Source organism: Burkholderia sp. BCC1977, assembly GCF_905339595.1.
Taxonomy (GTDB): domain Bacteria; phylum Pseudomonadota; class Gammaproteobacteria; order Burkholderiales; family Burkholderiaceae; genus Burkholderia.
Genome location: NZ_CAJPGQ010000022.1, coordinates 1 through 23,671 on the forward strand (window position 1 = coordinate 1; position 23,671 = coordinate 23,671).

A 23,671-nucleotide genomic window follows, 5' to 3' on the forward strand; every position below is an offset into this window, starting at 1 on the left:
AACGCAACGCATCCCCGCGCCCGCGGGCGCGAACGAACCGGAGTGAGACGATGAGCAATGCAGCGAAGGAAGTCGTGGTGGTGAGCGGTGTCCGTACCGCGATCGGCGATTTCGGCGGGAGTCTGAAGGATTTCTCGCCGACCGATCTCGGTGCGAAGGTCGTGAGCGAAGTGCTGTCGCGCGCGAACGTGCCGGGCGATGCGGTCGGGCATGTCGTGTTCGGCCATGTCGTGAACACCGAGCCGAAGGACATGTATCTCGCGCGCGTCGCGGCGATCAACGGCGGCGTCGCGCAGCACACGCCGGCGCTGACCGTGAACCGCCTGTGCGGCTCGGGCCTGCAGGCGATCGTGTCGGCCGCGCAGACGATCATGCTCGGCGACACCGACGTCGCGATCGGCGGCGGTTCGGAGAACATGAGCCGCGCGCCGTACACCGTGCCGGCCGCGCGCTTCGGCCAGCGCATGGGCGACGGCAAGCTCGTCGACATGATGCTCGGCGCGCTGCACGACCCGTTCCAGACGATCCACATGGGCGTGACGGCCGAGAACGTCGCACGCAAGTACGGCATTTCGCGTGACGCGCAGGATGCGCTCGCGCTCGAATCGCATCGTCGCGCGGCGCGCGCGATCGCGGAAGGGCGCTTCAAGGACCAGATCCTGCCGATCTCGATCCGCTCGAAGAAGGGCGAGGTCGCGTTCGACACCGACGAGCACGTGCGTCACGACGCCGGCCCGGACGATTTCACGAAGCTGAAGCCGGTGTTCGTGAAGGAGGACGGCACGGTGACGGCCGGCAATGCGTCGGGGATCAACGATGCCGCTGCCGCGGTGCTGATGATGAGCGCGGATGCCGCGCGCGCGCAGGGCGTGAAGCCGCTCGCGCGTCTCGTCGCGTACGCGCATGCGGGCGTCGATCCGGCGTACATGGGCATCGGCCCGGTGCCGGCCACGCAGAAGGCGCTCGAGCGCGCGGGCCTGAAGATCACCGATCTCGACGTGATCGAGGCGAACGAGGCGTTCGCCGCGCAGGCATGCGCGGTCACGCAGGAGCTCGGCCTCGATCCGGCCAAGGTCAACCCGAACGGCTCGGGCATTTCGCTCGGTCACCCGATCGGCGCGACCGGCGCATTGATCACGGTCAAGGCGCTGTACGAGCTGAAGCGCATCGGCGGGCGTTACGCGCTCGTGACGATGTGTATCGGCGGCGGCCAGGGGATTGCGGCGATCTTCGAGAACATCTGATAATCGACCGCTCAGCACCCGAACATACAGGAATCGTCATGGCCATCGAAACCGTCGGCGTCGTGGGCGCCGGAACCATGGGCAACGGCATTGCGCAAACCGCCGCCGTTGCAGGACTCAACGTCGTGATGATCGACGTCAGCGATGCGGCGCTCGACAAGGGCGTCGCCGCCCTGAAGGGCAGCCTCGAGCGGCTCGTGTCGAAGGATAAGCTCGCCGCCGCCGCACGCGACGCCGCGCTCGCACGCATCACGACGTCGACCGATTACGCGAAGCTCGCCGCGGTCGACATCGTGATCGAAGCCGCGACCGAGAACGTCGAGCTGAAGAGCCGCATCCTGAAGCAGATCGAGTCGGTCGCGCGGCCCGACGCGATCATCGCGACCAACACGTCGTCGATCTCGATCACGTCGCTCGCGGCGCTGCTCGCCGATCCGTCGCGCTTCGTCGGCATGCACTTCTTCAACCCGGTGCCGCTGATGCCGCTCGTCGAGATCATCCGCGGGCTGCAGACGAGCGACGCGACCGCGTCGGCGGTGCGCGCGCTGACCGAGCGCTTCGACAAGTCGCCGATCGGCGTGCGCAACGCGCCGGGCTTCGTCGTGAACCGGATCCTCGTGCCGATGATCAACGAAGCGTTCTTCGTGCTGGCCGAAGGCATCGCGTCGGCCGAGGAGATCGACGCGGGGATGAAGCTCGGCGCGAACCATCCGATCGGGCCGCTCGCGCTGGCCGACCTCGTCGGGCTCGACGTGTGCCTCGCGGTGATGGACGTGTTCCTGAAGGACTTCGGCGACACGAAGTATCGTGCGTGCCCGCTGCTGCGCGAGATGGTGTCGGCAGGGCGGCTGGGGCGCAAGACGGGGCGTGGGGTGTACGACTACAGCAAGTAAGCGGCACGTCGGTGCCTCTTCGTGCGTCTTCGCGCGGCCGCCTTCGGGCGGCCGCGTGCGTTGCACGGCGCGCTTACGCGTCGAGCACCGCCAGATCCCGCGGCAACGTCCGCTTGAACATCGCAAGCATCTGCCGGGCCGCCTTCGGCGGCAACGTGATCGCGTGCCGCACGGCCGCCGCGATCTGGATCATCATCAGCTCCGCGAACGCGCTGCGTTGCGTGCGCGTCGTGCCGGGCGCCACTTCGGCCAAGGCATCCGCGAGCAGGCCGGCCAGGAGCGCTCCGTCCGCCCGGTCGAGCGCCTGCAGCGCACGATCAGCCTGCGTCGCGCGCCAGATGTCGCGCATCAGCGGCTCGTCGACGAACATCCGGTAATAGCTGTCCGTGATGCGCGCGAGCGTGCCGTGCAGGTCGCCGATCGTCTTCATCCCGGCGAGGTCGCGCCGCACGCAGTCGTGACCGATCGCGTTGTAGCGCTCCGCGAGCGTGCCGATCACGGCCGCCTTGTCCGGAAAGTACTGGTACAGCGAACCGAACGAGATGCCCGTGCGCTCGACGATGTCGCTCATCCGGAACGCGTCGCACCCCTTCTCGATCATCACCTCCGACGCGCACGCGAGGATGCGCTCGAACCGTTCGCGGCTGCGCTGCTGCGTCGGCACGAGCCGCGCGCGGGCCGGCGCGTCGGCTGCCGTGGTTGCCGCCGCCGCTTCGCCGCCGACGTTCTGCCCCGATTTCTGTCGGCCCATGCCGCCTCCGGAAAAACTTGACCTTGCTAATGCGAGAGTCTATCGTGTTTTTGAAACGCGAGAAATTCTCGCATTACTGGGAGAGAAGGAGGCGCACATGTCGGCATTTCCCATCGTCATCGTCGGCGGCTCGGGCAAGACGGGCGCCCGCGTCGATGCGCGCCTGCGCGCACGCGGGCGGGTTACCCGGCCGGTGTCGCGCACGTCGGCTGTCCGGTTCGACTGGACCGCGCCCGGCACCTGGCCGGCCGCGCTCGAAGGCGCGGCTGCTGCGTACGTGACCTACCAGCCCGACCTCGCCGTCGACGGCGCGGTGGAAGCGATTGCGGCGTTCGGGCGGCTCGCGCGCGACAGCGGCGTCGAACGCGTGGTGTTGCTGTCGGGACGCGGCGAGCCCCGCGCGCAGGCGGCCGAGGCTGCGCTGCAGGCGTCCGGCGTGGGCTGGGGCGTGGTGCGCGCGAGCTGGTTCAACCAGAATTTCTCCGAGGGCTATCTGCTCGACGGCGTGCTGGCCGGCGAAGTCGCGCTGCCGGCCGGCGCGGTGCGCGAGCCGTTCGTCGATGCGGACGACATCGCGGACGTGGCCGTCGCCGCGCTCACCGATGCGCGCTTCGCGAACCGCGTGATCGAAGTGACGGGCCCGCGTGCGCTGACGTTCGCCGAAGCGGTGGCCGAGATCGCGCGGGCAGCCGGCCGGCCCATTCATTACCGGGAGATTCAACCGGCCGAGTTCGTCGCGGGGCTGCACGAAGCCGGCGTGCCCGAGCCGATCGTCGCGCTGCTCGACGATCTGTTCGGCGTGGTGCTCGACGGCCGCAACAGCCCGGTCGCCGATGGCATCGAGGCTACGCTGGGGCGGCCCGCGCGCGATTTCGCCGACTACGCGCGTGCGACGGCCGCGACCGGCGTGTGGCGCGCATGACCATGATCGCGTTCCTGACTGCCGCGTTGCTGTGGGGTTCGGCGATCGGCTGCGGGCTGATGGCCGGCGTCTATTTCGCGTTCTCGACCTTCGTGATGACGTCGCTCGCGCGAATCGCGCCGCAGGCGGGCATCGCCGCGATGAATGCGATCAACGTCGACATCGTGCGTTCGCCGTTCATGCCGCTGTTTCTCGGCACGACGCTGATGGCACTCGCGCTGATCGTGATCGCGCTGCTCGATCGCGGCCAGCCGGGCGCGATGGCAGCGCTCGCGGGCGGCGTGCTCTATCTGTTCGGCATGTTCGCGGTGACGATGGCCGTCAACGTGCCGCTCAACGATGCGCTCGCTGCCGCCGATCCGGCCACCGCGCAGGGGGCGGCGCAGTGGGCACGCTACGTGCACGACTGGACGCGGTGGAATCACGTGCGCACGGTGGCGTCGGCGCTCGCTTGCGTGTTGTTCGTCGCGGGGATTGCGGCGCGGTAGTGCCGCACGACATGACGCGTGTGCGAACCGGCATGCGGCGAGCGTGCATGTATCGAATGCGATCGGCGAACCGCGTACCGGATCGTGCCGGTGCGCGATGCGGAATCGATGATCGAACCGCGGCCGGCTGCGGCGGAGCTCGCGCAGATCACGAATTGAAACACCGCCTCTCAGCACATTGGAAAGCGCTTTCATCGACCGATCCGCTGTGAGCGTTCCACGATTGCGTCGCGCCCCGGCGGCGCGAACGCAGCGCGGGGCTGACGCGTGATGCGGGATCGCGCGCCGACTAACCCGGCCCGGCCGGTCGCGCCGGTTTCGCCGTTTGCGCGTGCAGGAGGCGCTCCATGGCCGAGCGCAGCTTGTCGCTCGGCACGGGTTTGTGCAGCAGGATGAAGCCGCCGTGCTTCGACTGTCCGGGCCGACGCACCGTCGTGTCGCCGGTGATCAGCATCGCCGGAATCGCCGCGTTGTACTCGTCGCGCAGCCGCGTGATCGCACTGATTCCGTTCTCGTCGCCGTGCAGGTGCAGATCGCAGATCAGCAAGGTCGGGCGTACGGCATCCGACGCCAGGCGTGCGATGGCCTCGTTCGCCGACGCGGTCGCAACGACCCGATAACCCCATTGCGCGAGCAGGATCGACATGCCGGTGCGGATGGCCGATTCGTCGTCGATCACGACCACGAGGTGCGCGGCGGCCGCCGCCGCGTCGACGGCGATCTCGTCCCCGACGGTGGCGGGCGGCGGGACCGTCGCGGGCGTCCGTGCCACCTGCAGTTCGAAGCACGAGCCGAGCCCGGGCGCGGAGCGCAGCGTCAGCGGACAATCGAGCAGCTCGGCCAGGCGCCGCACGATCGCCAGCCCGAGACCCATGCCCTGTTCGTGCCGGCGGCCGTGACGGGTCAACTGATAGTAGTCGTCGAACACGCGGCGCTGCTCGTCGGCCGGGATGCCGTGGCCGGTGTCGATGACTTGCACGCGCACGTGCGTGCGGGTGCGCCGGCAGCCGACGACGATGCGTCCGGCGTCGGTATAGCGCACCGCGTTCGACAGCAGGTTGCGCACGATGCGCTCGAGCAGCACCGGATCGGAGTCGATGACGATGGTGCTGCGCACGTAGGACAGCTGCAGCCCCTTCGCGTGTGCATCGACGGCGACGTCGCTGCACACGCGCTCCAGTACCGTGTCGATCGCGAACGGCCGGCGATGCACGGGCACGACGCCCGCGTCGAGCCGCGAGATGTCCAGGATCGCGGTGAACAGTTCGTCCATCGCATTGACTGACTGGTTGATGCGTTCGACGAGCCGCGCACCGTCGGCGGGCATCGGGACGTGCCGCAACGCGCCGACGAACAGGCTGAGCGCATGGACGGGCTGGCGGAGGTCGTGGCTCGCGGCCGCGAGAAAACGCGATTTGACGTGCGACGCTTCGGTGGCGAGATCCTTCTGCTGACGGAAGCTCTCGGCGAGCTGCGCGGCGCGCTGGCGCTCGCGCTCGGCGATCCGTTGCGCGCCGATCAACTGGAGCTGCATTTCGATCTGGTCGCGGAATTCCTCGACGAGCCGGAGGTACCGCTCGGAATATGCATTTTCCTTGCAGTCGAGCACGCAGATCGTGCCGAAGGTCGTGCGGTCGGGCCAGTGGATCGGCAGGCCGAGATACGAGACCATGTCCACGCGCAGGTCCGGATTGTTGCGCCACTGTTCCGATCGCCGTGCATCGGGCACGATCAGCGAGCGGTCGTTCGCGATCACGGCTTCGCAATAGAGCCCCGATCCGGACAGCTCGGCCGATTCGCCCTGATGGAACGGATTGGTCTCGTTCCGGCTGGCCACGACCACCTCGATGTCGTTGCCGACATGGCGCATGATCAGCCCGGACGGGACGCCGATGATATCCGCCATCAGATCGACCAGGCGTTGCCATCGCTCGATCACGTCCGACGAGAGATCGAACGGGCCGTCGGCGTCGGCCGGCGTGTCGGGCGCTGCGCGACTGTCCGTGGGGCGGGGCGTGGAAGCCATCTGCGATTCCGCTGGCGTTGGCGATGAAAAAAATCCAGGCGATTTGCGTCGGTCTGGCAATCCGCGCGGGCGCTCAGATGAGCCCGGCCTTCCTGCCGGCGGCGGCGGCCTGGGTCCGGTTGATCACGTTCAGTGCCTTGAAGATCGCGGTGACATGCCCCTTGACGGTCTTTTCGGACAGGCCGAGCTTGTCGGCGATGACCTTGTTCGGCACGCCTTCCGCGACATAGCGCAGTACTTCGATCTGGCGTTGCGTCAACTTCGAACCGCGTAGAGCGGACGACAGGTTCGTGGCGCCGTCCGGGTGCAGCACGGTCAGCTCGTCGAGCAGGAGCGGGGGCACGTAGCGTTCACCGTTGAGCGCGATCCGGATCGCGGACAACAGCGTGAGCGGACCGGCGGACTTCGGCACGTAGCCCATGGCGCCGTGCGCAAACGCCTTGCGCACGGCACTCAAATCCTCCGACGAAGACAGCACGATGACGGGCAGCCCCGGGCGCTTCCGCGCAAACACGGCGAGGGCCTCCAGCCCGTCCATGCCGTGGAGTTTCAGGTCGAGCACGATGGCGTCGAGGTCGCGGTGCTGGTCAAGCATTCGCATGGCGTCATCCGCATTGCCCGCCTGAACGACGACCGTGCCGCTGTCCTCCTGACGGAGCAGCATTGCCACGCCGTCCCGCAGGATCGCATGATCGTCGACGATCAGAATTTTCATTAGGACGATGAAATGTGGGTGACCGATGCTGAATCAAGGCGAGCGAACCGGATTGTACAAGACGAAAGTCTCGATACGTAAGTCCCGATACCAAAGTCTCGCTTGTCGTCCGCGTGTCCGTGTTTGTCTTGCGTCCAACGTCGCGTTTACATTTGCCGCAATATCGCCGAGACTCGATCACGACGGTTTGCAATGCAGGTGGATTCGTGGCGCCATGCGACGCGTCGCGAGCGTCGCCGGAATTGAAGCGCGGCCCTTGCATGCACGCGATGTCCATCATCCCGGGAGTCCGGTTTCAATATTTCGTACTGCCATAAGAAAATAGATATTCGTAATATGTTTTTACCGGTACGCATTTTTGACGATGACCTATTGATCCCGATCGCGCAGCAATCGAGGTGAATGGTGGGACTTGTCAATGACAGTGACGCAATGTGGGAATTGAACATGTCGTATCCGTGCCTCGCTCGGCGGTTGTTGCAATCGGTTGGTGCGATCGACACGCCGCCGCGCGTCGTCCCGCCGCGCAATCGGCGATGCGGCAGGATGCGCGTGCGGCGATCGCGTCCGGCCGCGAGGGCGTCGCTATCGCGACGCGCGGGGAGGCCGGGGCATGCGATTCCGGTTGGCGGAGCGGACGAGGCTGCGTGCGCTGCGCGTTCGTGGCGGACCGGGCCGGCATCGTGAACCTCGGCGACTTCTCGATCCGGCAGCGCATGCGTGCCGTCTTTGCGCTGGTCGCGGCGCTGACGGCGGTGGTGTGCGGGTCGAACGTCTGGGAAAGCTACCGGTTGTACCGGCAGGGGAGCCTCGATCTGCGCGACTTCGAACAGGTCGAACGCGCGACGCTCGCGTTGAACCTGATCTCGGCCGAACGCTGGCCGGCCAACGCGCTGCTCGCGCATCGGCGGCGCGACGCGGCGGCCGACACGGTGGCGGTGCGCGCCGCCCGCGTGCGCTCGGACCAGGCGCTCGACGGGCTTCGAGCGTACCTCGCGCGGACGACCGTGCTCGATGCGCCCGGGCGCACGATCGCGCTGCATACGTTCGATGCGATCCGCGCCGGGCTGGCCGACGCGCGACGTCAGGTCGACGCGCTCGCCGCGCGGCCGCCGGAAGCGCGCATGGTATGGGAAGTCCAGTCCGCGCAGGACCGGATGTTCGCGGTCGCCGACGATCTGGCGGCCCTGGCGCAGGACGTGATGGCGGGCACCGCGATGCGCCACCCCGATACGGCGAACGCGCTGATGCTCGTGTACCTGCTCGGCGACCTGCGCGAATACAGCGGGCGTCTCGGCTCGTTGTTCGTCGCGTCACTGATGCAGAATGCGCCGCTCGACGACGAGCGGCTCGCACGCATTCTGCAGATGCGCGGACGCATCGTGCAACTGCGTGCGTTGATTGCCGGAGCGATCGCGCCGCAGCTCGCCGACGCAACGCTCGCGAACAACCTCGCACGACTGAACGACACGATGGACGGCAGCTTCCTGCCGCTCGTCTCGGCGACGATCCGCGGAGGCCGCACGGGCCGCTATGCGACGAATGCCGAGGATTTCGCCCGGCGCATCGTGCGCGACCTCGGACCGGCGGAGCAATTGCGCGATTACGTGATCGACGTCACGCGGGCGCGTGCGGTCGAGCTGCGCGATGCGGCCCGCTTCAGGATGGCCTTGTCTGCCGCCGAGGCGGCATGCTGCATCGCGATCCTGTTCCTGCTCGTGCGCGGCACGCAACGTACGCTGTCGAAACCGCTCGATGCGTTGAGCAGGGGTATCGTCGCGCTGAGCCAGGGCGACATATCGCCGATCGTTGCGGTGCCGGGCGCGGGCCCGGAGATCGCGCGGTTGAACGACGCGCTGGACCGGCTGCGCGGCGCGTACACCCGTCGCGAGGTGCTCGAGCGGCAGCGTAACGACATGCTGACGCTGTTCTCGCACGACATGCGTGCGCCGCTTACGTCGGTCGTCGTGCTCGTGGGCGCGCCGGCAGCCTGTCCGCTCGACTGCTCGTTGCGCGAGCGCCTTCACGAAATCGGCAAGCTGGCGCGTCATACGCTCGCAATGGCGGACGGCTTCGCGCAAGTGTCGCGGGCGGAGACCGGGGAGTACGTACCGCAGCTCGTCAATGTCGCGGACCTGATGAACCAGGCGCGGGACGCGATCTGGCCGTGCGCGAGCGAGAAGGGCATCAAGGTCGACGACGTGCCGCATTGCGACGACGCACTCGTGCACGGCGATCCGGCGCTGCTGTCGCGCGCGCTGGTCGAGTTGCTGGGGAACGCCGTCGCGTACAGCGCATCGCATACGCGCGTCGAGTGCAGTGTCGAACTGGCCGAGGATCGCGCGTCGGTGCGCTGCGTGATCCGCGATCACGGCTACGGGATCGCGGCCGAGGATCAGGCGCGGCTGTTCGAGCGATACCGGCGCTTTCGCCTGCCCGGTCAACCCGACGCAAAGGGCGTCGGGCTGGGGATGGTGTTCGCCAAGGCGGTCGTCGAGCGCCATCGCGGCGCTATCCACGTGCGCAGCGCCGCGTGGCAGGGGACGACGGTGACGGTGACGTTGCCCGTGGCGGGTGTGTACGGAGCGACGGAAGCGACGCGCGGGTGACGCGCGGCTGCCCGGCCGGCCGGGAAGCGCCGGCGGCCGGCCGGATCGAGCCGTTGCGCTTGCCGACGACCTGCGTGCGACGGCGGCGACCTGCGTGTGGTTCGTCGCGGGGTTTGCGGACGATAGTGTCAGTCGTCGAACGCCGGTCCTCCCTCCCCGAGAGCCGGCCTGACGGTGCATTTACTCGCTCGAATGCCCGTCTTCTCAGTAGTTTCCCTTACACCCCTCCGTCCGGATTTTCCCCTAGCACGCCCTTCCACGCGCCCCGCACGCCGCATCGGCGCAATCCCGCCTTGATCCCGCGCAGCCGCGCCGGCATTGGCTTTCACGCCGTTCGTGCGGTTCTGCACCATTCGCGCCTTTTTGCCCACATTCGATGCATTACCAAAGGTATGGAAAAGCGCACAGAAAATGTATCTGGAGCAACGAAATTGGATTGATACGCTGCAATCACTGAATCAGCGCCGTCAACCACGCGAGCGCGGCATCGACCTCGGCAGCAAGCGGGCGATCGATGGCGACACGTGCGAAGTTCGCGGTTTCCGTTACCAGTTAGTCGGGATGACAGAATGGCCCCCAATCTGACGTTTGCACCGGGCGACGTACTTCCCCCCGGAGCAATCCACACCGACGGCACGCCGTCGATCGCCCGGTCGAGCATCGCGACCGGAACCGACATCCTGACCGTCAAGCACCTGTCGAAGATTTTCGGTCCGAAGCCCGAGCGTGCGATCGAGCTGATTAAGCGCGGTGTCGGACGCAACGAGATCTTCGCGGAGACCGGCAACATGGTGGCGGTCGACGACGTGAGCCTGAGCGTCAGGGCCGGCGAGATCTTCGTGATCATGGGGCTGTCGGGCTCCGGTAAATCGACGCTGGTCCGGCTGCTGAACCGGCTGATCGAGCCGACGTCCGGGCAGGTCGTGCTCGAAGGCCGCGACATCGCCCCGATGTCGACGCCCGAACTGCGCGAGGTTCGACGCCAGAAGATGGCGATGGTGTTCCAGTCGTTCGCACTGCTGCCGAACCGCACCGTGATCGACAACATCGCGTACGGGCTCGAAGTCGCGGGGATCAGGAAGGCGCAGCGCTACGAGGTTGCGCGTGCCGCGCTGGAGCGTGTCGGCCTGGGTTCGTACGAGAAGCTGCTGCCGAGCGAATTGTCCGGCGGCATGCAGCAGCGCGTGGGGCTTGCCCGCGCACTCGCGGTGAATCCGTCGGTCCTGCTGATGGACGAGGCATTCTCCGCGCTCGATCCGCTGATCCGCTTCGAAATGCAGAACGAGCTGCTGCGCCTGCAGAAGGAAGAGCAGCGCACGATCGTGTTCATTTCCCACGATATCGAGGAAGCGGTGAAGATCGGCGGCCGCATCGGCATCATGAAGGACGGCTGCCTGATCCAGGTCGGCACGCCGGCCGAACTGATCCAGACGCCGGCGGACGCGTACGTGCAGGACTTCTTCCGCAACGTCGACGTGTCGCGCTTCCTGAAGGCATCCAGCATGATGACGAAGGTCGAGCGCGGGCTCCTTCGCTGCGATGCGGGCGCGCCGTCCGATCGCTACCTGAATCAGCTGATCGACAGCGGCGCCGAGTGCGGCTACGTGTGCGACGAGGCCGGCCATTACCTGGGCTGCGTGACGCCGGCCACGCTGCACCGGTCCGGTGCGCGGCCGATTCGCGAGGCATTCCTGCCCGATTTCAACGCGGTGTCGATCGAGACGGATCTGCATCGGCTCGCGTCGATCGCGCTGACCCGGCAGCACGACGTGCCGGTGACGGATGCGGCGGGGCAACTGGCGGGCGTCGTGTCCTGCCGGACGATACTCAAGCAGATGATGCAACGGAGGGCAGCATGAATTCGTCGGTGATCGGGAAGTTCGCGGAAGATTTCGTCAACTTTCTGTTTCTGCATTTCCGCGGTGGCTTCGATACCTTCTCGGCGGGGCTCGGCGCGGTCGTGAAGCTGCTCGAGGACGGTCTCGCCGCCGTGCCGTTCATCGCGATGGTCGTGATCATGGTGGGACTCGCGCTGTGGCGCCGCGGCATCGTGTTCTCGATCTTCGTCGGCTTCGCGCTGCTCGTCATTCACTACATGGGCTTGTGGGCGCAGACGGTATCGACGCTTGCGCTCGTCACCGCGGCGACCTTCTTCAGCCTGGTGATCGGTGTCCCGCTGGGGATCTGGGGCGCGCGCAACAACCGGATCGGCATGATCCTGCGCTCGCTGCTCGACTTCATGCAGACGATGCCCGCGTTCGTCTACCTGATCCCGGCCGTGATCCTGTTCGGGCTCGGACGCGTGCCGGCGGTGATCGCGACGATCGTCTTCGCCATGCCGCCCGTCGTGCGGCTGACGACGCTCGGCATCCGGCAGGTCCGCGAGGAACTGATCGAGGCCGGCCGCTCGTTCGGCAGCACCGACTGGCAGCTGCTGTGGAAGATCCAGCTGCCGAATGCGCTGCCGTCGATCATGGCCGGCGTGAACCAGACGATCATGATGGCGCTGTCGATGGTGGTGGTCGCGTCGATGATCGGCGCGGGCGGCCTTGGCGAATACGTGCTGAGCGGCATCCAGCGCCTCGACATCGGGATCGGCTTCGAAGGCGGGCTGGGCGTCGTGCTGCTCGCGATCGTGCTGGATCGCCTGACGGAGAGCTTCGGCGTGAAGGCGAAAAAGAAGGCGCGGCCGGCCGCGCGTGCCGGCAAGGCCGGCCCGCGTGGCGCGGCACGCACCTGACGGATACGGCAGTCGAAGGCAGTTGACGGACGATGAAGCGCCGCGGCCACGGTGCCGCGGCGGAACCGGTATGGCAGTGCATGGAGACCGGAAACGCCGACCCAAGGCGTTCCCCACCCTTGAAAGACTCGCGTGATTAAAAAGGAGTACTAGATGAATACCCATACGTTCAAATCGCTTCTGGCGAAACTTGCGGTATCGACGGTGGTTGCCTGCGGCGCAGGTGCGGGCGCGGCGTCGGCGGCCGAGCCGGTCAAGATCGCGGTGACCAACTGGGCGGACGTGCTGGCGGTGGCCAACGTCGCCAAGTACGTGCTGGAGACGCAACTGAAGCAACCGGTGCAATTCGTCCAGGCCGACATCGGCATCCAGTACCAGGGCGTCGCGCGCGGGGATCTCGACATCATGGTCGGCGGCTGGCTGCCGGTCACGCACGGGACGTACTACGCAAAGTACAAGAACGACCTGGACGACGTCGGCATCATCTACACCGGCGGCAAGAACGGCTGGGCGGTGCCGACCTACATTCCGGAAGCGGAGCTGTCGTCGATCGCCGACCTGAACAAGCCGGAAGTCAAGAGCAAGCTGAACGGCACGATCCAGGGCATCGAGCCGGGCGGCGGCCTGATGCAGGCATCCGAGAAGACCATCAAGGCGTACACCCTGGACGGCTACAACCTCCAGGCATCGAGCGAGGCCGGCATGCTGGCGAGCGTGTCGCGTGCGTACCAGTCGAAGCAGTGGATCGTCGCGACGGTGTGGAGCCCGCACTGGCTGTTCCAGAAGTGGCAGATGCGCTACCTGAAGGATCCGAAGGGCACGCTGGGCGGTGAAGAGCAGGTCCACGCGTTCGCGTCGAAGAAGTTCGCGGGCAAGTTCCCGCGTGCCGATGTGTTCTTCAAGCACCTGAAGCTGACGCTGGCCGACGTCGAGGCGATCGAGTTCGAGGGCAACAGCACGAACGACTACGCGACGGCCGCGAAGAAATTCGTTGATGCGCACCCGGAGAAGCTGAAGGCCTGGCTGCAGCAGTAAAGCCGCGCCCCGGTAGCGCGGACGACGCGATCGGTGTCGTCCGTGCGAACCGGCCGGTCGTATCGCGCGAAGCCGATGGCCGGGGCCGCAACGATGGCGCCGCCCTCGCGGTGTGCGGTACACGCAGTCCATGCAGCACGTCACGAATCGCGTCGCGGAGTCAGCAAGTGAACGAGAACGCCCGCTTTTTTTCTGAACCGCTCCAGAGCCGGGATCCGGTGATCGCATCGGAGATCGCGCTGGAGCTGCGTCGCCAGCAGAGCCAGATCGAACTGATCGCGTCCGAAAACATCGCGTCGGCGGCGGTGCTGGAAGCACAGGGCACCGTGCTGACGAACAAGTATGCGGAAGGCTATCCGTCGCGGCGGTACTACGGCGGTTGCGACCATGTCGACCGGATCGAGGCGCTCGCGATCGACCGCGCGTGTGCGCTGTTCGACGCAAGCCACGCGAACGTCCAGCCGCACTCGGGCGCGCAGGCCAACGGCGCGGTGATGCTCGCGCTCGTCAAACCCGGCGACACGGTGATGGGCATGTCGCTCGATGCGGGCGGCCACCTCACGCACGGCGCGCGGCCCGCGCTGTCGGGGAAGTGGTTCGACGCGGTGCAGTATGGCGTGAACCCGGACACGCTGCGCATCGATTACGACGACGTGCGCTGGCTCGCCGAGCGGCATCGTCCGAAGCTGATCATCGCCGGTTACTCCGCGTATCCGCGCACGCTCGACTTCGCCGCGTTTCGCGAGATCGCCGACAGCGTCGACGCGAAGCTGATGGTCGACATGGCGCATATCGCCGGCATCGTCGCGGCCGGCCGGCATCCGAACCCGGTGCCGTTCGCCGACGTGGTGACGTCCACCACGCACCAGACGCTGCGCGGGCCGCGCGGCGGCTTCATCCTGACGAACCGCGCCGACGTCGCGAAGCAGATCGATGCGGCGGTCTTTCCGGGGCTGCAGGGCGGCCCGCTGATGCATGTCGTCGCGGGCAAGGCCGTGGCCTTCGCGGAAGCGCTTCGTCCGGAGTTCACCCGCTATATCGACCGGATGTTGCGCAACGCGCAGGCGCTCGCGCACGTGCTGACGGCCGGCGGTCTGACGCTCGTCACGGGCGGCACCGACAACCACCTGCTGCTGGTCGACCTGCGCGCCCGGCGCCTGACCGGCACGCAGGCCGAGAAGGCGCTGGAGCGCGCCGGCATCACCTGCAGCAAGAGCGGGATTCCGTTCGATACGGAAAACCCGACCGTCACGTCGGGCATCCGGCTCGGCACGCCGGCCGGCACCACGCGCGGCTTCGGAACCGCGCAGTTCGAGGAGATCGGCGAAATGATCGTCGACGTGCTGGCCGCGCTCGAGCGCGATCCGAACGGCGACGAAGCGGTCGAGCGCGCCGTTCGGACCCGCGTGCGCGACCTGTGCGGCCAGTTCCCCATCTACGCGCATGCGGAGGCGTTCGCCTGATGCCTGAATCGGGCCGGGACTGGAACATGGTCCGGACAACGTAGTGAATCGATCGGCGTGGCTGCGCAGGCGCAGCGACGTACCGACGACGTTTTGTCGAATTGCCGGTTGCCTGCCTGACGGCGGCAACCTGGCTCAACCACTTGATTGAGGAATCGAAAATGAGCTTCGAGGGCGTACATACACCGCTGGTCACCCCGTTCGACGCGGACGGTGAAATCGATCACGCACTGCTCGGCCGGCATGCGGCGGATCTTGCCGGCCGCGTGTCGGGTCTCGGCATCGGCGGGACGACGGGCGAATACTACGCATTGAGCTTCGACGAGCGCGTGCGCACGTTCGACACGGTCGCCGCCGCGGCCGGCGGCAAGACCTTCCTGACCGCCGGCATCAACGCGACGACGACGAAGGAAGTGCTGCGCCTCGGCCGCGAAGCGAAACGCGCGGGACTGAACGCGCTGCTGGTTGCGGCGCCGTACTACGCGCAGCCGACCCAGCAGGAACTGCTCGCGCACCTGCTGGCAGTGGACGACGCGCTTGACATGCCGATCATGCTGTACAACTTCCCGGCCCGCACGGGCACGGAAATCGGCGACGACATTCTCGAGACGCTGCTCGCGCGCAAGAACTTCGTCGCGATGAAGGAGAGCACCGGCGATATCGCGCATCTGCATCATCTGTCGACGCATTTCAGCGGCCGGCTCGTGCTGAGCTGCGGGATGGACGACCAGGCGCTCGAGTTCTTCGCGTGGGGCGCGCGCAGCTGGGTCGGCGGCGCATCGAACTTCCTGCCGGAAGCGCACACCGACCTGTTCGACGCATGCGTGAAGCGCGGCGATTTCGCGACCGGCCGCACGCTGATGGCGCAATTGCTGCCGGTGCTCGAACTGCTCGAGCGCAGCGGCAAGTTCATCCAGTACGTGCGCTACGGCTGCGAGCTGGCCGGCTTGCCGGTCGGCGTCGCCCGCGCACCGCTCGGCGCGCTGTCCGGCGACGAGCGCGATGCGTTTGCGAAGCTCGTGAAGCCGCTGCTGCGCGAGGGCCGGTAATCCACCATGGGCTCGAATCTGGAATTCGCGCGGTTTCCGGCGCCGGACGGGATGAACGGCTGGTGGGAGAGCCTGCCGCCGGCGCAGGACGCCGTTACCGTCGCGTCCGACAGCCGGTTCGACTGGGTCGTGGTCGGCGGCGGCATCACCGGGCTGTGCGCGGCGCGCCGGCTCGCGGAGCTGGCGCCCGGCGCGTCCGTCGCGCTCGTGGAGGCCGACCGGATCGGCCGCACGACGGCCGGACGCAATTCCGGATTCTTCGTCGACCTGCCGCACGACATCAGCAGCGAAAGCTACTCGCGCAGCATCGAGGAGGATCGTGCCGACGTGCGGTTTCAGCGGCACGGCATCGACTATGTGCGCGCGATCGTGCAGCGCTTCGGCATCGAGTGCGACTGGCGCGACGACGGCAAATTCCACGCGTCGGTCAACAGGAAGGGCGCCGCCGCGCTCGCGCATTTTGCCGACGGGCTGGCCCGCATCGGCGAAGCGTGCGAATGGCTCGACCAGGCCGGAATCCAGGCGGTGACCGGAACGGATTTCTACACGGGCGCGCTGTTCACGCCGGGCTGCAGCACGGTGCAGCCGGCCGCGCTGATGCGCGGCCTGGCAGCGACGCAACCGGCGAACGTGACGGTGTTCGAGCTCAGCCCGGTGACGCGGATCGAACCGCGCGGCGACACGCGGGTGCTGCATTTCGCCGGCGGCACGATCGTCGCGAAGCAGGTGATCCTGTGCACGAACGCGTATGCGGCGACTTTCGGCATGCATTCGAACGGCCTGCTGCCGGTCTATACGTTCGCATCGCTTACGCGCCCGATGAACCCCGACGAAGTGGCGAAGCTCGGCGGCATGCGCTCGTGGGCGCTGATTCCGGCCGATCCGATGGGCACGACGGTGCGGCGCCTGATCACCGATCGCATTTGCGTGCGCAACCATTTCGCGTTCCGGCCGGACCTGAAGGTGTCGCAGGCCGATCTCGCGAAGTCGCGGCATTTGCATCAGCGCTCGTTCGAGCGCCGCTTCCCGATGCTCGGCGGCGTCGAGCTCGAATATACGTGGGGCGGGCCGCTCTGCCTGTCCGCCAACAACGGCGCGCTGTTCGGCAGGCGCGACGATGGCCTCTACGAGGCGATCGGCTGCAACGGCCTCGGCCTGAGCCGCGGGTCGGCCTCCGGCAAGCTGATCGCCGAATACGCGCTCGGCGAATCGAACAGCCTGGTGCAGCAACTGCTGAAGCAGCCGCATCCGCGTTCGCTGCCGGTCCGGCCGATCGTCGACCTGGCCGTGTCGGCGACGATCTGGGCCAAGGAATTCTCGGCCGGTGCCGAGCTTTGATTTTCAAGGAAACGACATGACGACCCATCAGGATTGGAAACAGAAGGCGAACGCGTTGTCGCTCGACGGTCGCGCGTTCATCGCGGGGCAGCGCAGCGCGGCGGCGTCGGGCGAGACGTTCGCGACGCTCAACCCCGCGTCCGGCAAGGTGCTGGCCGAGGTCGCGCGATGTCATGACCGCGACGTCGACCGCGCGGTCGCGGCCGCGCGCGAGGCGTTCGAAGCGGGCGTCTGGTCGAAGGCCGCGCCCGCGCACCGCAAGGCGGTGCTGCTGCGCGTCGCGCAACTGATCGACGCGCATGCGGAGGAACTCGCGCTGCTCGAGGCGCTGGAAGCCGGCAAGCCGATCGGCGAATGCCTGGGGCTCGACATTCCCGAGTCGGCCGCGTGCATGCGCTGGCACGCGGAGGTGACCGACAAGCGCTACGACGCGTTGTCGCCGTCCGGCGCGGGCGTCGTGAGCATGATCACGCGCGAGCCGATCGGCGTCGTCGGCGCCGTGCTGCCGTGGAATTTCCCGGCGCTGATGCTCGCGTGGAAGATCGGCCCCGCGCTGTCGGTCGGCAACAGCGTGGTCGTGAAGCCGGCCGAACAGACGTCGCTGTCGACGCTGCGGATCGCCGATCTCGCGCTCGAGGCCGGCGTGCCGCCGGGCGTGTTCAGCGTCGTCACCGGGTTCGGCGGCGAGGCCGGCGAGGCGATCGGCCGCCATCCGGACGTCGATCTCGTCGCGTTCACCGGCTCGACCGCGACCGGCAAGCGGTTCCTGCACTACTCGGCCGATACGAACCTGAAGCGCGTCGTGCTCGAATGCGGCGGCAAGAATCCGCAGGTCATCCTGCCGGACGTCGCGAACCTCGACGCGGTGGCGGAGCAGGCCGTCGCGGCCGCGTTCTGGAACATGGGCGAGAACTGCAGCGCCGGCTCGCGGATCCTTGTTCCGTCGAGCCGGAAGGCGGAACTGCTGGAAAAGGTCCAGGCCGTGCTCGCCGGGTGGAAGACCGGCGATCCGCTCGACCCGGACGTGAAGCTCGGTGCGCTGATCGAGCAGAAGCACTACGAGAAGGTGCTCGGCCATATCGAGAAGGCGAAGGCGGAAGGCGCACGCGTGGTGTGCGGCGGGCGCGCGATTCTCGCGGAGACGGGCGGCTGGTTCGTCGAGCCGACGATCTTCGATCAGGTGACGCCGGAGATGCGCATCGCGCGCGACGAGGTGTTCGGGCCGGTCGTGTGCTTCATCGAGTACGACGACGTCGACGATGCGGTGCGGATCGCGAACGATACGTGCTACGGGCTGGCCGCGTCGCTGTGGACCGACAACGTGAACAGCGCGCACAAGGTCGCCGCGCGGATTCGTGCCGGGACGGTCACGGTGAACTGCTTCGGCGAAGGCGACCTGTCGACGCCGTTCGGCGGTTTCAAGCAATCGGGGTTCGGCGGGCGCGACAAGTCCGTCTACGCGCACGATCAATATTGCGAGCTGAAGACCACCTGGCTGAAGCTGGACTGAGTGCGCGGGCCGGGCACGCAGCACGCCGGGCCCGTGCGGTCCGGCCGGCGGCGTGCGCGGAACGGCTTCGGCCGCCCGGCGCACCCGGCGGATCGACCGCGCTGACGTCATGCATGACGCCGCGCGCACACCGCCGCCGGTCGATCGGCCGGCGCAAGCCGCGCAGGCTGCCGCGACCGGCGGCTGTGTGCGCGCGGCTGCCGGCTGCGATGGCACCGCGTGGTGCGCTGCGCAAACGCGCCGCGCGACGGGGCGGCGTGGCAGACGGCATGCCGATTCGACGTGCGTCTTGCCGTCCCCGTCATCGCTTCCGATAATAGCGACGCAGCGCACAATCGATCGAGAATGGTGTCATCGCGACGCCGCTTCGGCGGTGCTGCCCTTGCCAGCCGCCGCCCGGCCGACTCGCAAGCCGCAAAAATCAGATAATTGAAAGGTTTGCGATGAGGCTGCCCGCGGGCAGCCGACGGGACTGTCGTCGACGGGTTCGCCGACGCCGCGTCCGACCTCCGTTTTGAGAGTGAAGCCATGTTGAAGAAGCAATTGTTTGCAGACCGACTCCTCGCGCAGATGCCGTCGCTTCGGGCGCTGCGGTGTTTCGTGACGGCGGCGCGCTACGAGAGCTTCACTCAGGCGGCCGAGGTGCTGTGCGTGACGCAGGCCGCGATCAGCCGGCAGATCAAGGAGCTCGAGGATTCGCTCGACGTCGCGCTGTTCGAGCGCACCGGCCGGCATATCGCGCTGACGGATGCGGGGCGCATCCTTTACAACGCGTCGTACCTGTCGATCATGAACATCGCCGAGGCGGCGGAGGCGGTGCGCCGGACCGACAAGCATGCATTGATGGTCTGCGTGTCGCACACGTTCTCGGCGCTCTGGCTGTCGTCGCGGCTCCCCGCGTTTCGCGAGCAGTTCCCGGATATCCGGCTGCATGTGATCGTCACCGAGCACTTCATGGAACTCGACGGGCTCATCGAGCCCGACGTGATCATCACGAAGAACCCGCCGCGCGAGCCCGAGTTCGAAGCCGAGCCGCTGTTTCACGACATCGTGTATCCGGTGTGCAGCCCGTCCTTCCACGAGCGGCATTTCCGTGGCCGGTCGCTGAAGCCGCTGGACCTGCTGACGAGCCCGACCCTGAACCTGTCGATGCTCGGCCGCGCGCAGGTGTGCGAGCACGTCGACTGGCGCGTGTGGCGCAACTGGTTCCAGCAAGGCGACGGGTCCGACACGCTGACCGAGAACAAGTATCTGGAAAGCAACGACTACCGGCTGCTCGTCGCGCAGGCCGAGGCCGGCGAGGGCACGCTGCTGGGCTGGCATCACCTCGTGCACCGGCAGATCGAGCAAGGCACGCTGGTGCGTCCGGTACAGGACGTGCTGGTGTTTCGCGATCGTCATCACTATGTGATCACGCACCGGAATGCGCAGCCGCGCCCGGAGTACCGGCTGTTCCGTCAATGGCTGAGCGACGAGGCCGGCGTGATGATGCGCGGCTGGCTCGATGCCGGCGTCGAGATCGGTTGATCGCACGCTGCCCCGACACCGTTGGCTCGTCACATGAGACCTGCGTCGACCCCGCCCAAAGGCTATCGTCGTCTGATCCCGTCCGTGACCGCGCTCGTCGAATTCGAGGCGGTCGCGCGGCTCGGCAGCTTCACGCTGGCCGCGCACGAGCTGGGCGTCACGCAGGCCGCGGTGAGCCGGCAGATCAAGTTCCTCGAGGACCTGCTCGGCACGCGCCTGTTCCATCGGCTGCATCGCGCGATCGCGCTGACGGACGAGGGCGAGGCGTTGTACCGCGTGGTCGCCGAGTCGATGCAGAAGATCGCGGGCGTGTTCGACCGCCTGACGAGCGGCCCGATCCGGCAGGAGCTGGTGCTCGCGGCAACCTCCGCGTTCTCGCATTTCCGGTTGCTGCCGCGGCTCGCCGCGCTGAAGGCCGCGCAGCCCGAGTTGCAGCTGCGCCTCGCGACGCTGATGTTCACCGCCGATCTTCGACACAACGAAATCGATATCGCGGTGCGCTACGGCAATGGCCGCTGGGCTGACGGCACCGCGATCCACCTGTTCGACGAAGAAGTCTTTCCCGTCTGCTCGCCGGCCTGGCTGCGGCAGCACGGCACCCCGGAATCGCTGGCGGAACTCGCTGCCGTCGCGCTGGTGGAGTCGGATTCGACGTCGGAGGGCTGGATGGGGTGGGAAGCATGGTTCCAGGCTGCCGGCTTCCGGCCCGACCGGTTGAATTACGCGCTGCGCTGCAGCCTGTATACCGATGCGATCGATGCGGCGCGCTACGGCCACGGCGTCGCGCTCGGCTGGGGGCGGCTCGTTCACGACCTGCTCGACGCAGGGGAACTGCTGCGGTTGCCGGTCGCGTCCCTGCGGACGACGGACGCCTACTACATCGTCGTGCCGCACGGGAAGTCGATCACGCCGGCGATCGACGGCCTCGTCGAATGGCTGCGCGCGGACGTCCGGCAGGACTGACGCGGGCACGGCGGCCGGTTTTTCCGGCGATTCCGGCGATTCCCGCGCGTTCCGACTCGCATGATCCCAGGTAATGCCAGAACGAAAATAAAGCGCGTTGACGCTCGTTTTCGTCAATCCAATACTGAAATCGACGCGCAACATTCGAAGCCGCGAGATTCCATCAATACTGGATTGGAGAAAGACGATGTCTGAAGTGCATGTGAAGACGCATGGCGAGCTGATCCGCGGTCGCCAGCCGGGCCACGGGATGCCCGGCGAGCTGTTCGGCCGTCAGGACGTCTTCGAAACGGACGTCGAGATCTTCTTCCGGAAGCACTGGATCCTGGTCGGCGTGACCGCCGACGTTCCGGAGCCCGGCGACGTGTCGACCGTCGACATCGGCAAGTCGTCGATCCTCATCGTGCGCGACGACGACGAACACATCCGGACCTACCGGAACGTGTGCCGTCACCGTGGCGCGCGCCTGAAGGAGGCCGGGAAGTCGACGGTCGGGATGCTCGTGTGTCCTTATCATCAATGGACCTACGACCTTGACGGCGCGCTGCGTCACGCGACCCACATGGGCAAGGATTTCGACGCGACATGCCGCAGCCTGATTCCGGTGCGGACGCGCATCATCGGCACGCACATCTTCGTGTGCCTCGACGACGATGCCCCCGAAGACATCGCGAAGCTCGAGGAGACGATGGCGCCGCGCTTCGCGCCGTACGACCTGCGGCATACGAAGATCGCATTCGAGCAGGAGATCGTCGAGAACGGCAACTGGAAGCTGGTGATCGAGAACAACCGCGAGTGCTACCACTGTGCAGGCACCCATCCCGAGCTGACCGCGTCGTTCCTGCCCGAGGATTTCGGCTTCTGTCCGGAAAACCTCACCGAGGAACAGCTTCAGGCGTTCGAAGAATACACGACGCGCAATGCCAGCTGCCAGGCAAACTGGGCGCGCGAAGGCTTCGTCGGCTCGACCGTCGAACGGCTCGACGAGGATGCCGTCACGCAGTTCAGGACGCAGCAGCTCGTGATCGCCGGCGCGGGGGAGTCGCAGACGATGAGCACCAAGGTGGCGAGCACGAAGCTGTTCGGCAACCTGCAGCGGCGCGATCTCGGCGACACGCATCTGTGGACGCACAACTCGTGGACCCACGTGATGAGCGACCACGCGGTGATTTCGTACATCATCCCGCTCGCACCGGACAAGACGCTCGTCCGCACGAAGTGGCTGGTCCATGCGGATGCGGTGGAGGGCGTCGATTACACGCTGTCGGACCTGACCGAGGTATGGGTCGCGACGAATACGCAAGACAAGCATCTCGTCGAAATCACGCATGCGGGCACCCAGGATCCGGCGTATGCGCCGGGCGTGTTCTCGCCGTTCACCGAGGCTTACGTCGACCAGTTTTCGCGCTGGTATGGCGCGCGGTTGAGCGCGCACGGGATCTGACGGAGGCGGGGCGCGCTGAAAGGGTGATATCGGATCCGCTCGCACGGATGTGCGATGCGGGTCCCTGCCGGCAAGCGGCCGATCGCCTGATTGGCGAACGCCCCGCCAAGCGTTGCAGGCCCCGAATTTTCCTGGGTGAATGGTCGCGGCAAGAGCCCGCGTATTGCTCGCCTTCATCGAGCAGCAAGCGCACGACGCCTTCTCGACACGCAGCGTCGCGCACCGGGTTCGATCCCCCGCGCGGTGAGACACGCATGATCCGCACATTCAATACCGCGAACGGACACGAGAAGTATTCGACGCCGTGATCGTCGGGCGGGATCGGCGGGTTGCGTGGTCGTGGCTCGCCTGATTTCAGAATTGAAATTTCGATTCCATATCTGAGCCAATACGGGGCCGGGCTTCGCGTCCGTTCACCGTGCATCAACGCTGCCCGCCCGATATCCGAGGTGGCCTGCTTTTTGCATCAACGGGATGACACGCTCGATGTCCTCTCGTCTGACCGGTCTTTCCGGACAGGCGAACCCGACAGTTCGAGAGGCGACCCGCTTTTCAATCGTAAGGTGATGCAATGACTGGCTACGGCAAACGAAACACGGTATCGAAGGACGATGCGGATCGCGTTGTGCAGGAACGTGTGGTGGACGTCAATCGATCCGCGTCGACACCCGGATCGTCCGGTGAACGACGCCGCGATTCGAACTGGGCATGGGCAAAGGGAGCGGCGGGCTACGACTGGATGGATCACGCCCCGCTTTTCGATCACCGCGATTGATCCTGTCGCGAGCCGGTTCCCTATTTCCTGTTGGTCGGCTGAATACCATTCGTTGTCGAGACGGTTATAGCGACAGTTGGGCGATATGGCGAACATGTCGACTGGCGAAAGCCGGGACGATGCAACCGCGAGCGACCGACGCGACGATCCGCACACCGCCCAGCGGAGCAAGCGGGTGG

At 66.8% G+C, this 23,671-nt stretch carries 20 protein-coding genes; 17 read left to right on the forward strand and 3 right to left on the reverse strand.

The window, feature by feature from the left end; all coding sequences use genetic code 11:
* The first annotated feature begins 50 nt into the window (after positions 1-50).
* Complete coding sequence (bktB, locus tag U5771_RS18990; RefSeq protein ID WP_322025397.1) at positions 51-1,244, forward strand: beta-ketothiolase BktB; 1,194 nt, start codon at positions 51-53, stop codon at positions 1,242-1,244.
* A gap of 38 nt (positions 1,245-1,282) precedes the next feature.
* Positions 1,283-2,137 carry a 3-hydroxybutyryl-CoA dehydrogenase gene (locus tag U5771_RS18995; RefSeq protein WP_322025398.1) on the forward strand — a complete coding sequence of 285 codons (855 nt, stop codon included), beginning with the start codon at positions 1,283-1,285 and terminating at the stop codon, positions 2,135-2,137.
* Between the two features lie 73 nt (positions 2,138-2,210).
* On the opposite strand, the gene U5771_RS19000 is transcribed toward U5771_RS18995, so the two are convergent.
* Entirely contained in the window at positions 2,211-2,888 is a 678-nt protein-coding gene (locus U5771_RS19000; protein WP_322025399.1) for a TetR/AcrR family transcriptional regulator, read from the reverse strand.
* A gap of 97 nt (positions 2,889-2,985) precedes the next feature.
* Between U5771_RS19000 and U5771_RS19005 the strand changes: the two genes are divergently transcribed.
* Positions 2,986-3,810 (forward strand): NmrA family transcriptional regulator, encoded by an 825-nt coding sequence (locus U5771_RS19005; protein ID WP_322025400.1) that lies wholly within the window; start codon positions 2,986-2,988, stop codon positions 3,808-3,810.
* 2 nt (positions 3,811-3,812) lie between these two features.
* Positions 3,813-4,298, forward strand: coding sequence for a DUF1772 domain-containing protein (locus U5771_RS19010; RefSeq protein ID WP_322025497.1), 486 nt, complete (start codon positions 3,813-3,815; stop codon positions 4,296-4,298).
* 289 nt (positions 4,299-4,587) lie between these two features.
* Here U5771_RS19010 and U5771_RS19015 read toward each other — a convergent pair whose 3' ends face one another.
* Both U5771_RS19015 and U5771_RS19020 read right to left on the reverse strand, forming a co-directional pair.
* A complete protein-coding gene (locus U5771_RS19015) occupies positions 4,588-6,324 on the reverse strand; it encodes an ATP-binding protein (protein ID WP_322025401.1) in 1,737 nt (578 codons plus the stop codon).
* 73 nt (positions 6,325-6,397) lie between these two features.
* Entirely contained in the window at positions 6,398-7,039 is a 642-nt protein-coding gene (locus U5771_RS19020; protein WP_322025402.1) for a response regulator transcription factor, read from the reverse strand.
* A 647-nt stretch (positions 7,040-7,686) separates the two neighbouring features.
* Between U5771_RS19020 and U5771_RS19025 the strand changes: the two genes are divergently transcribed.
* The 13 genes from U5771_RS19025 to U5771_RS19085 all read left to right on the forward strand — a co-directional run bounded on the left by U5771_RS19025 (position 7,687) and on the right by U5771_RS19085 (position 23,492).
* Positions 7,687-9,648 (forward strand): HAMP domain-containing sensor histidine kinase, encoded by a 1,962-nt coding sequence (locus tag U5771_RS19025; protein WP_322025403.1) that lies wholly within the window; start codon positions 7,687-7,689, stop codon positions 9,646-9,648.
* 318 nt (positions 9,649-9,966) lie between these two features.
* Positions 9,967-10,233 (forward strand): hypothetical protein, encoded by a 267-nt coding sequence (locus U5771_RS19030; RefSeq protein WP_322025404.1) that lies wholly within the window; start codon positions 9,967-9,969, stop codon positions 10,231-10,233.
* A complete protein-coding gene (locus U5771_RS19035; protein ID WP_322025405.1) occupies positions 10,218-11,507 on the forward strand; it encodes a glycine betaine/L-proline ABC transporter ATP-binding protein in 1,290 nt (429 codons plus the stop codon). The genes U5771_RS19030 and U5771_RS19035 overlap by 16 nt, the downstream gene beginning before the upstream one ends.
* On the forward strand, positions 11,504-12,388 hold the full coding sequence (locus tag U5771_RS19040; protein ID WP_287733644.1) for an ABC transporter permease: 885 nt from the start codon (positions 11,504-11,506) through the stop codon (positions 12,386-12,388). The genes U5771_RS19035 and U5771_RS19040 overlap by 4 nt, the downstream gene beginning before the upstream one ends.
* A gap of 153 nt (positions 12,389-12,541) precedes the next feature.
* Positions 12,542-13,423: a glycine betaine ABC transporter substrate-binding protein gene (locus U5771_RS19045; protein WP_322025406.1), complete on the forward strand. Its 882-nt coding sequence runs from the start codon at positions 12,542-12,544 to the stop codon at positions 13,421-13,423.
* 167 nt (positions 13,424-13,590) lie between these two features.
* Positions 13,591-14,886 (forward strand): serine hydroxymethyltransferase, encoded by a 1,296-nt coding sequence (gene glyA, locus U5771_RS19050; RefSeq protein WP_322025407.1) that lies wholly within the window; start codon positions 13,591-13,593, stop codon positions 14,884-14,886.
* A 161-nt stretch (positions 14,887-15,047) separates the two neighbouring features.
* Positions 15,048-15,935 carry a dihydrodipicolinate synthase family protein gene (locus tag U5771_RS19055; RefSeq protein WP_322025408.1) on the forward strand — a complete coding sequence of 296 codons (888 nt, stop codon included), beginning with the start codon at positions 15,048-15,050 and terminating at the stop codon, positions 15,933-15,935.
* A 6-nt stretch (positions 15,936-15,941) separates the two neighbouring features.
* Positions 15,942-17,273, forward strand: a complete 1,332-nt coding sequence (locus tag U5771_RS19060; RefSeq protein WP_322025409.1) for an FAD-binding oxidoreductase — start codon at positions 15,942-15,944, stop codon at positions 17,271-17,273.
* Between the two features lie 16 nt (positions 17,274-17,289).
* Positions 17,290-18,783, forward strand: coding sequence for an aldehyde dehydrogenase (locus U5771_RS19065; RefSeq protein ID WP_322025410.1), 1,494 nt, complete (start codon positions 17,290-17,292; stop codon positions 18,781-18,783).
* A gap of 528 nt (positions 18,784-19,311) precedes the next feature.
* The gene (locus U5771_RS19070) at positions 19,312-20,310 is read left to right on the forward strand and encodes a LysR substrate-binding domain-containing protein (RefSeq protein WP_322025411.1); all 999 of its coding nucleotides are present in this window, start codon (positions 19,312-19,314) and stop codon (positions 20,308-20,310) included.
* Positions 20,311-20,343: 33 nt separating this feature from the next.
* Positions 20,344-21,273: a LysR substrate-binding domain-containing protein gene (locus U5771_RS19075; protein WP_322025412.1), complete on the forward strand. Its 930-nt coding sequence runs from the start codon at positions 20,344-20,346 to the stop codon at positions 21,271-21,273.
* 187 nt (positions 21,274-21,460) lie between these two features.
* Positions 21,461-22,717, forward strand: coding sequence for an aromatic ring-hydroxylating dioxygenase subunit alpha (locus U5771_RS19080; protein WP_322025413.1), 1,257 nt, complete (start codon positions 21,461-21,463; stop codon positions 22,715-22,717).
* 571 nt (positions 22,718-23,288) lie between these two features.
* A complete protein-coding gene (locus U5771_RS19085) occupies positions 23,289-23,492 on the forward strand; it encodes a hypothetical protein (protein WP_322025414.1) in 204 nt (67 codons plus the stop codon).
* Positions 23,493-23,671 lie beyond the last annotated feature (179 nt).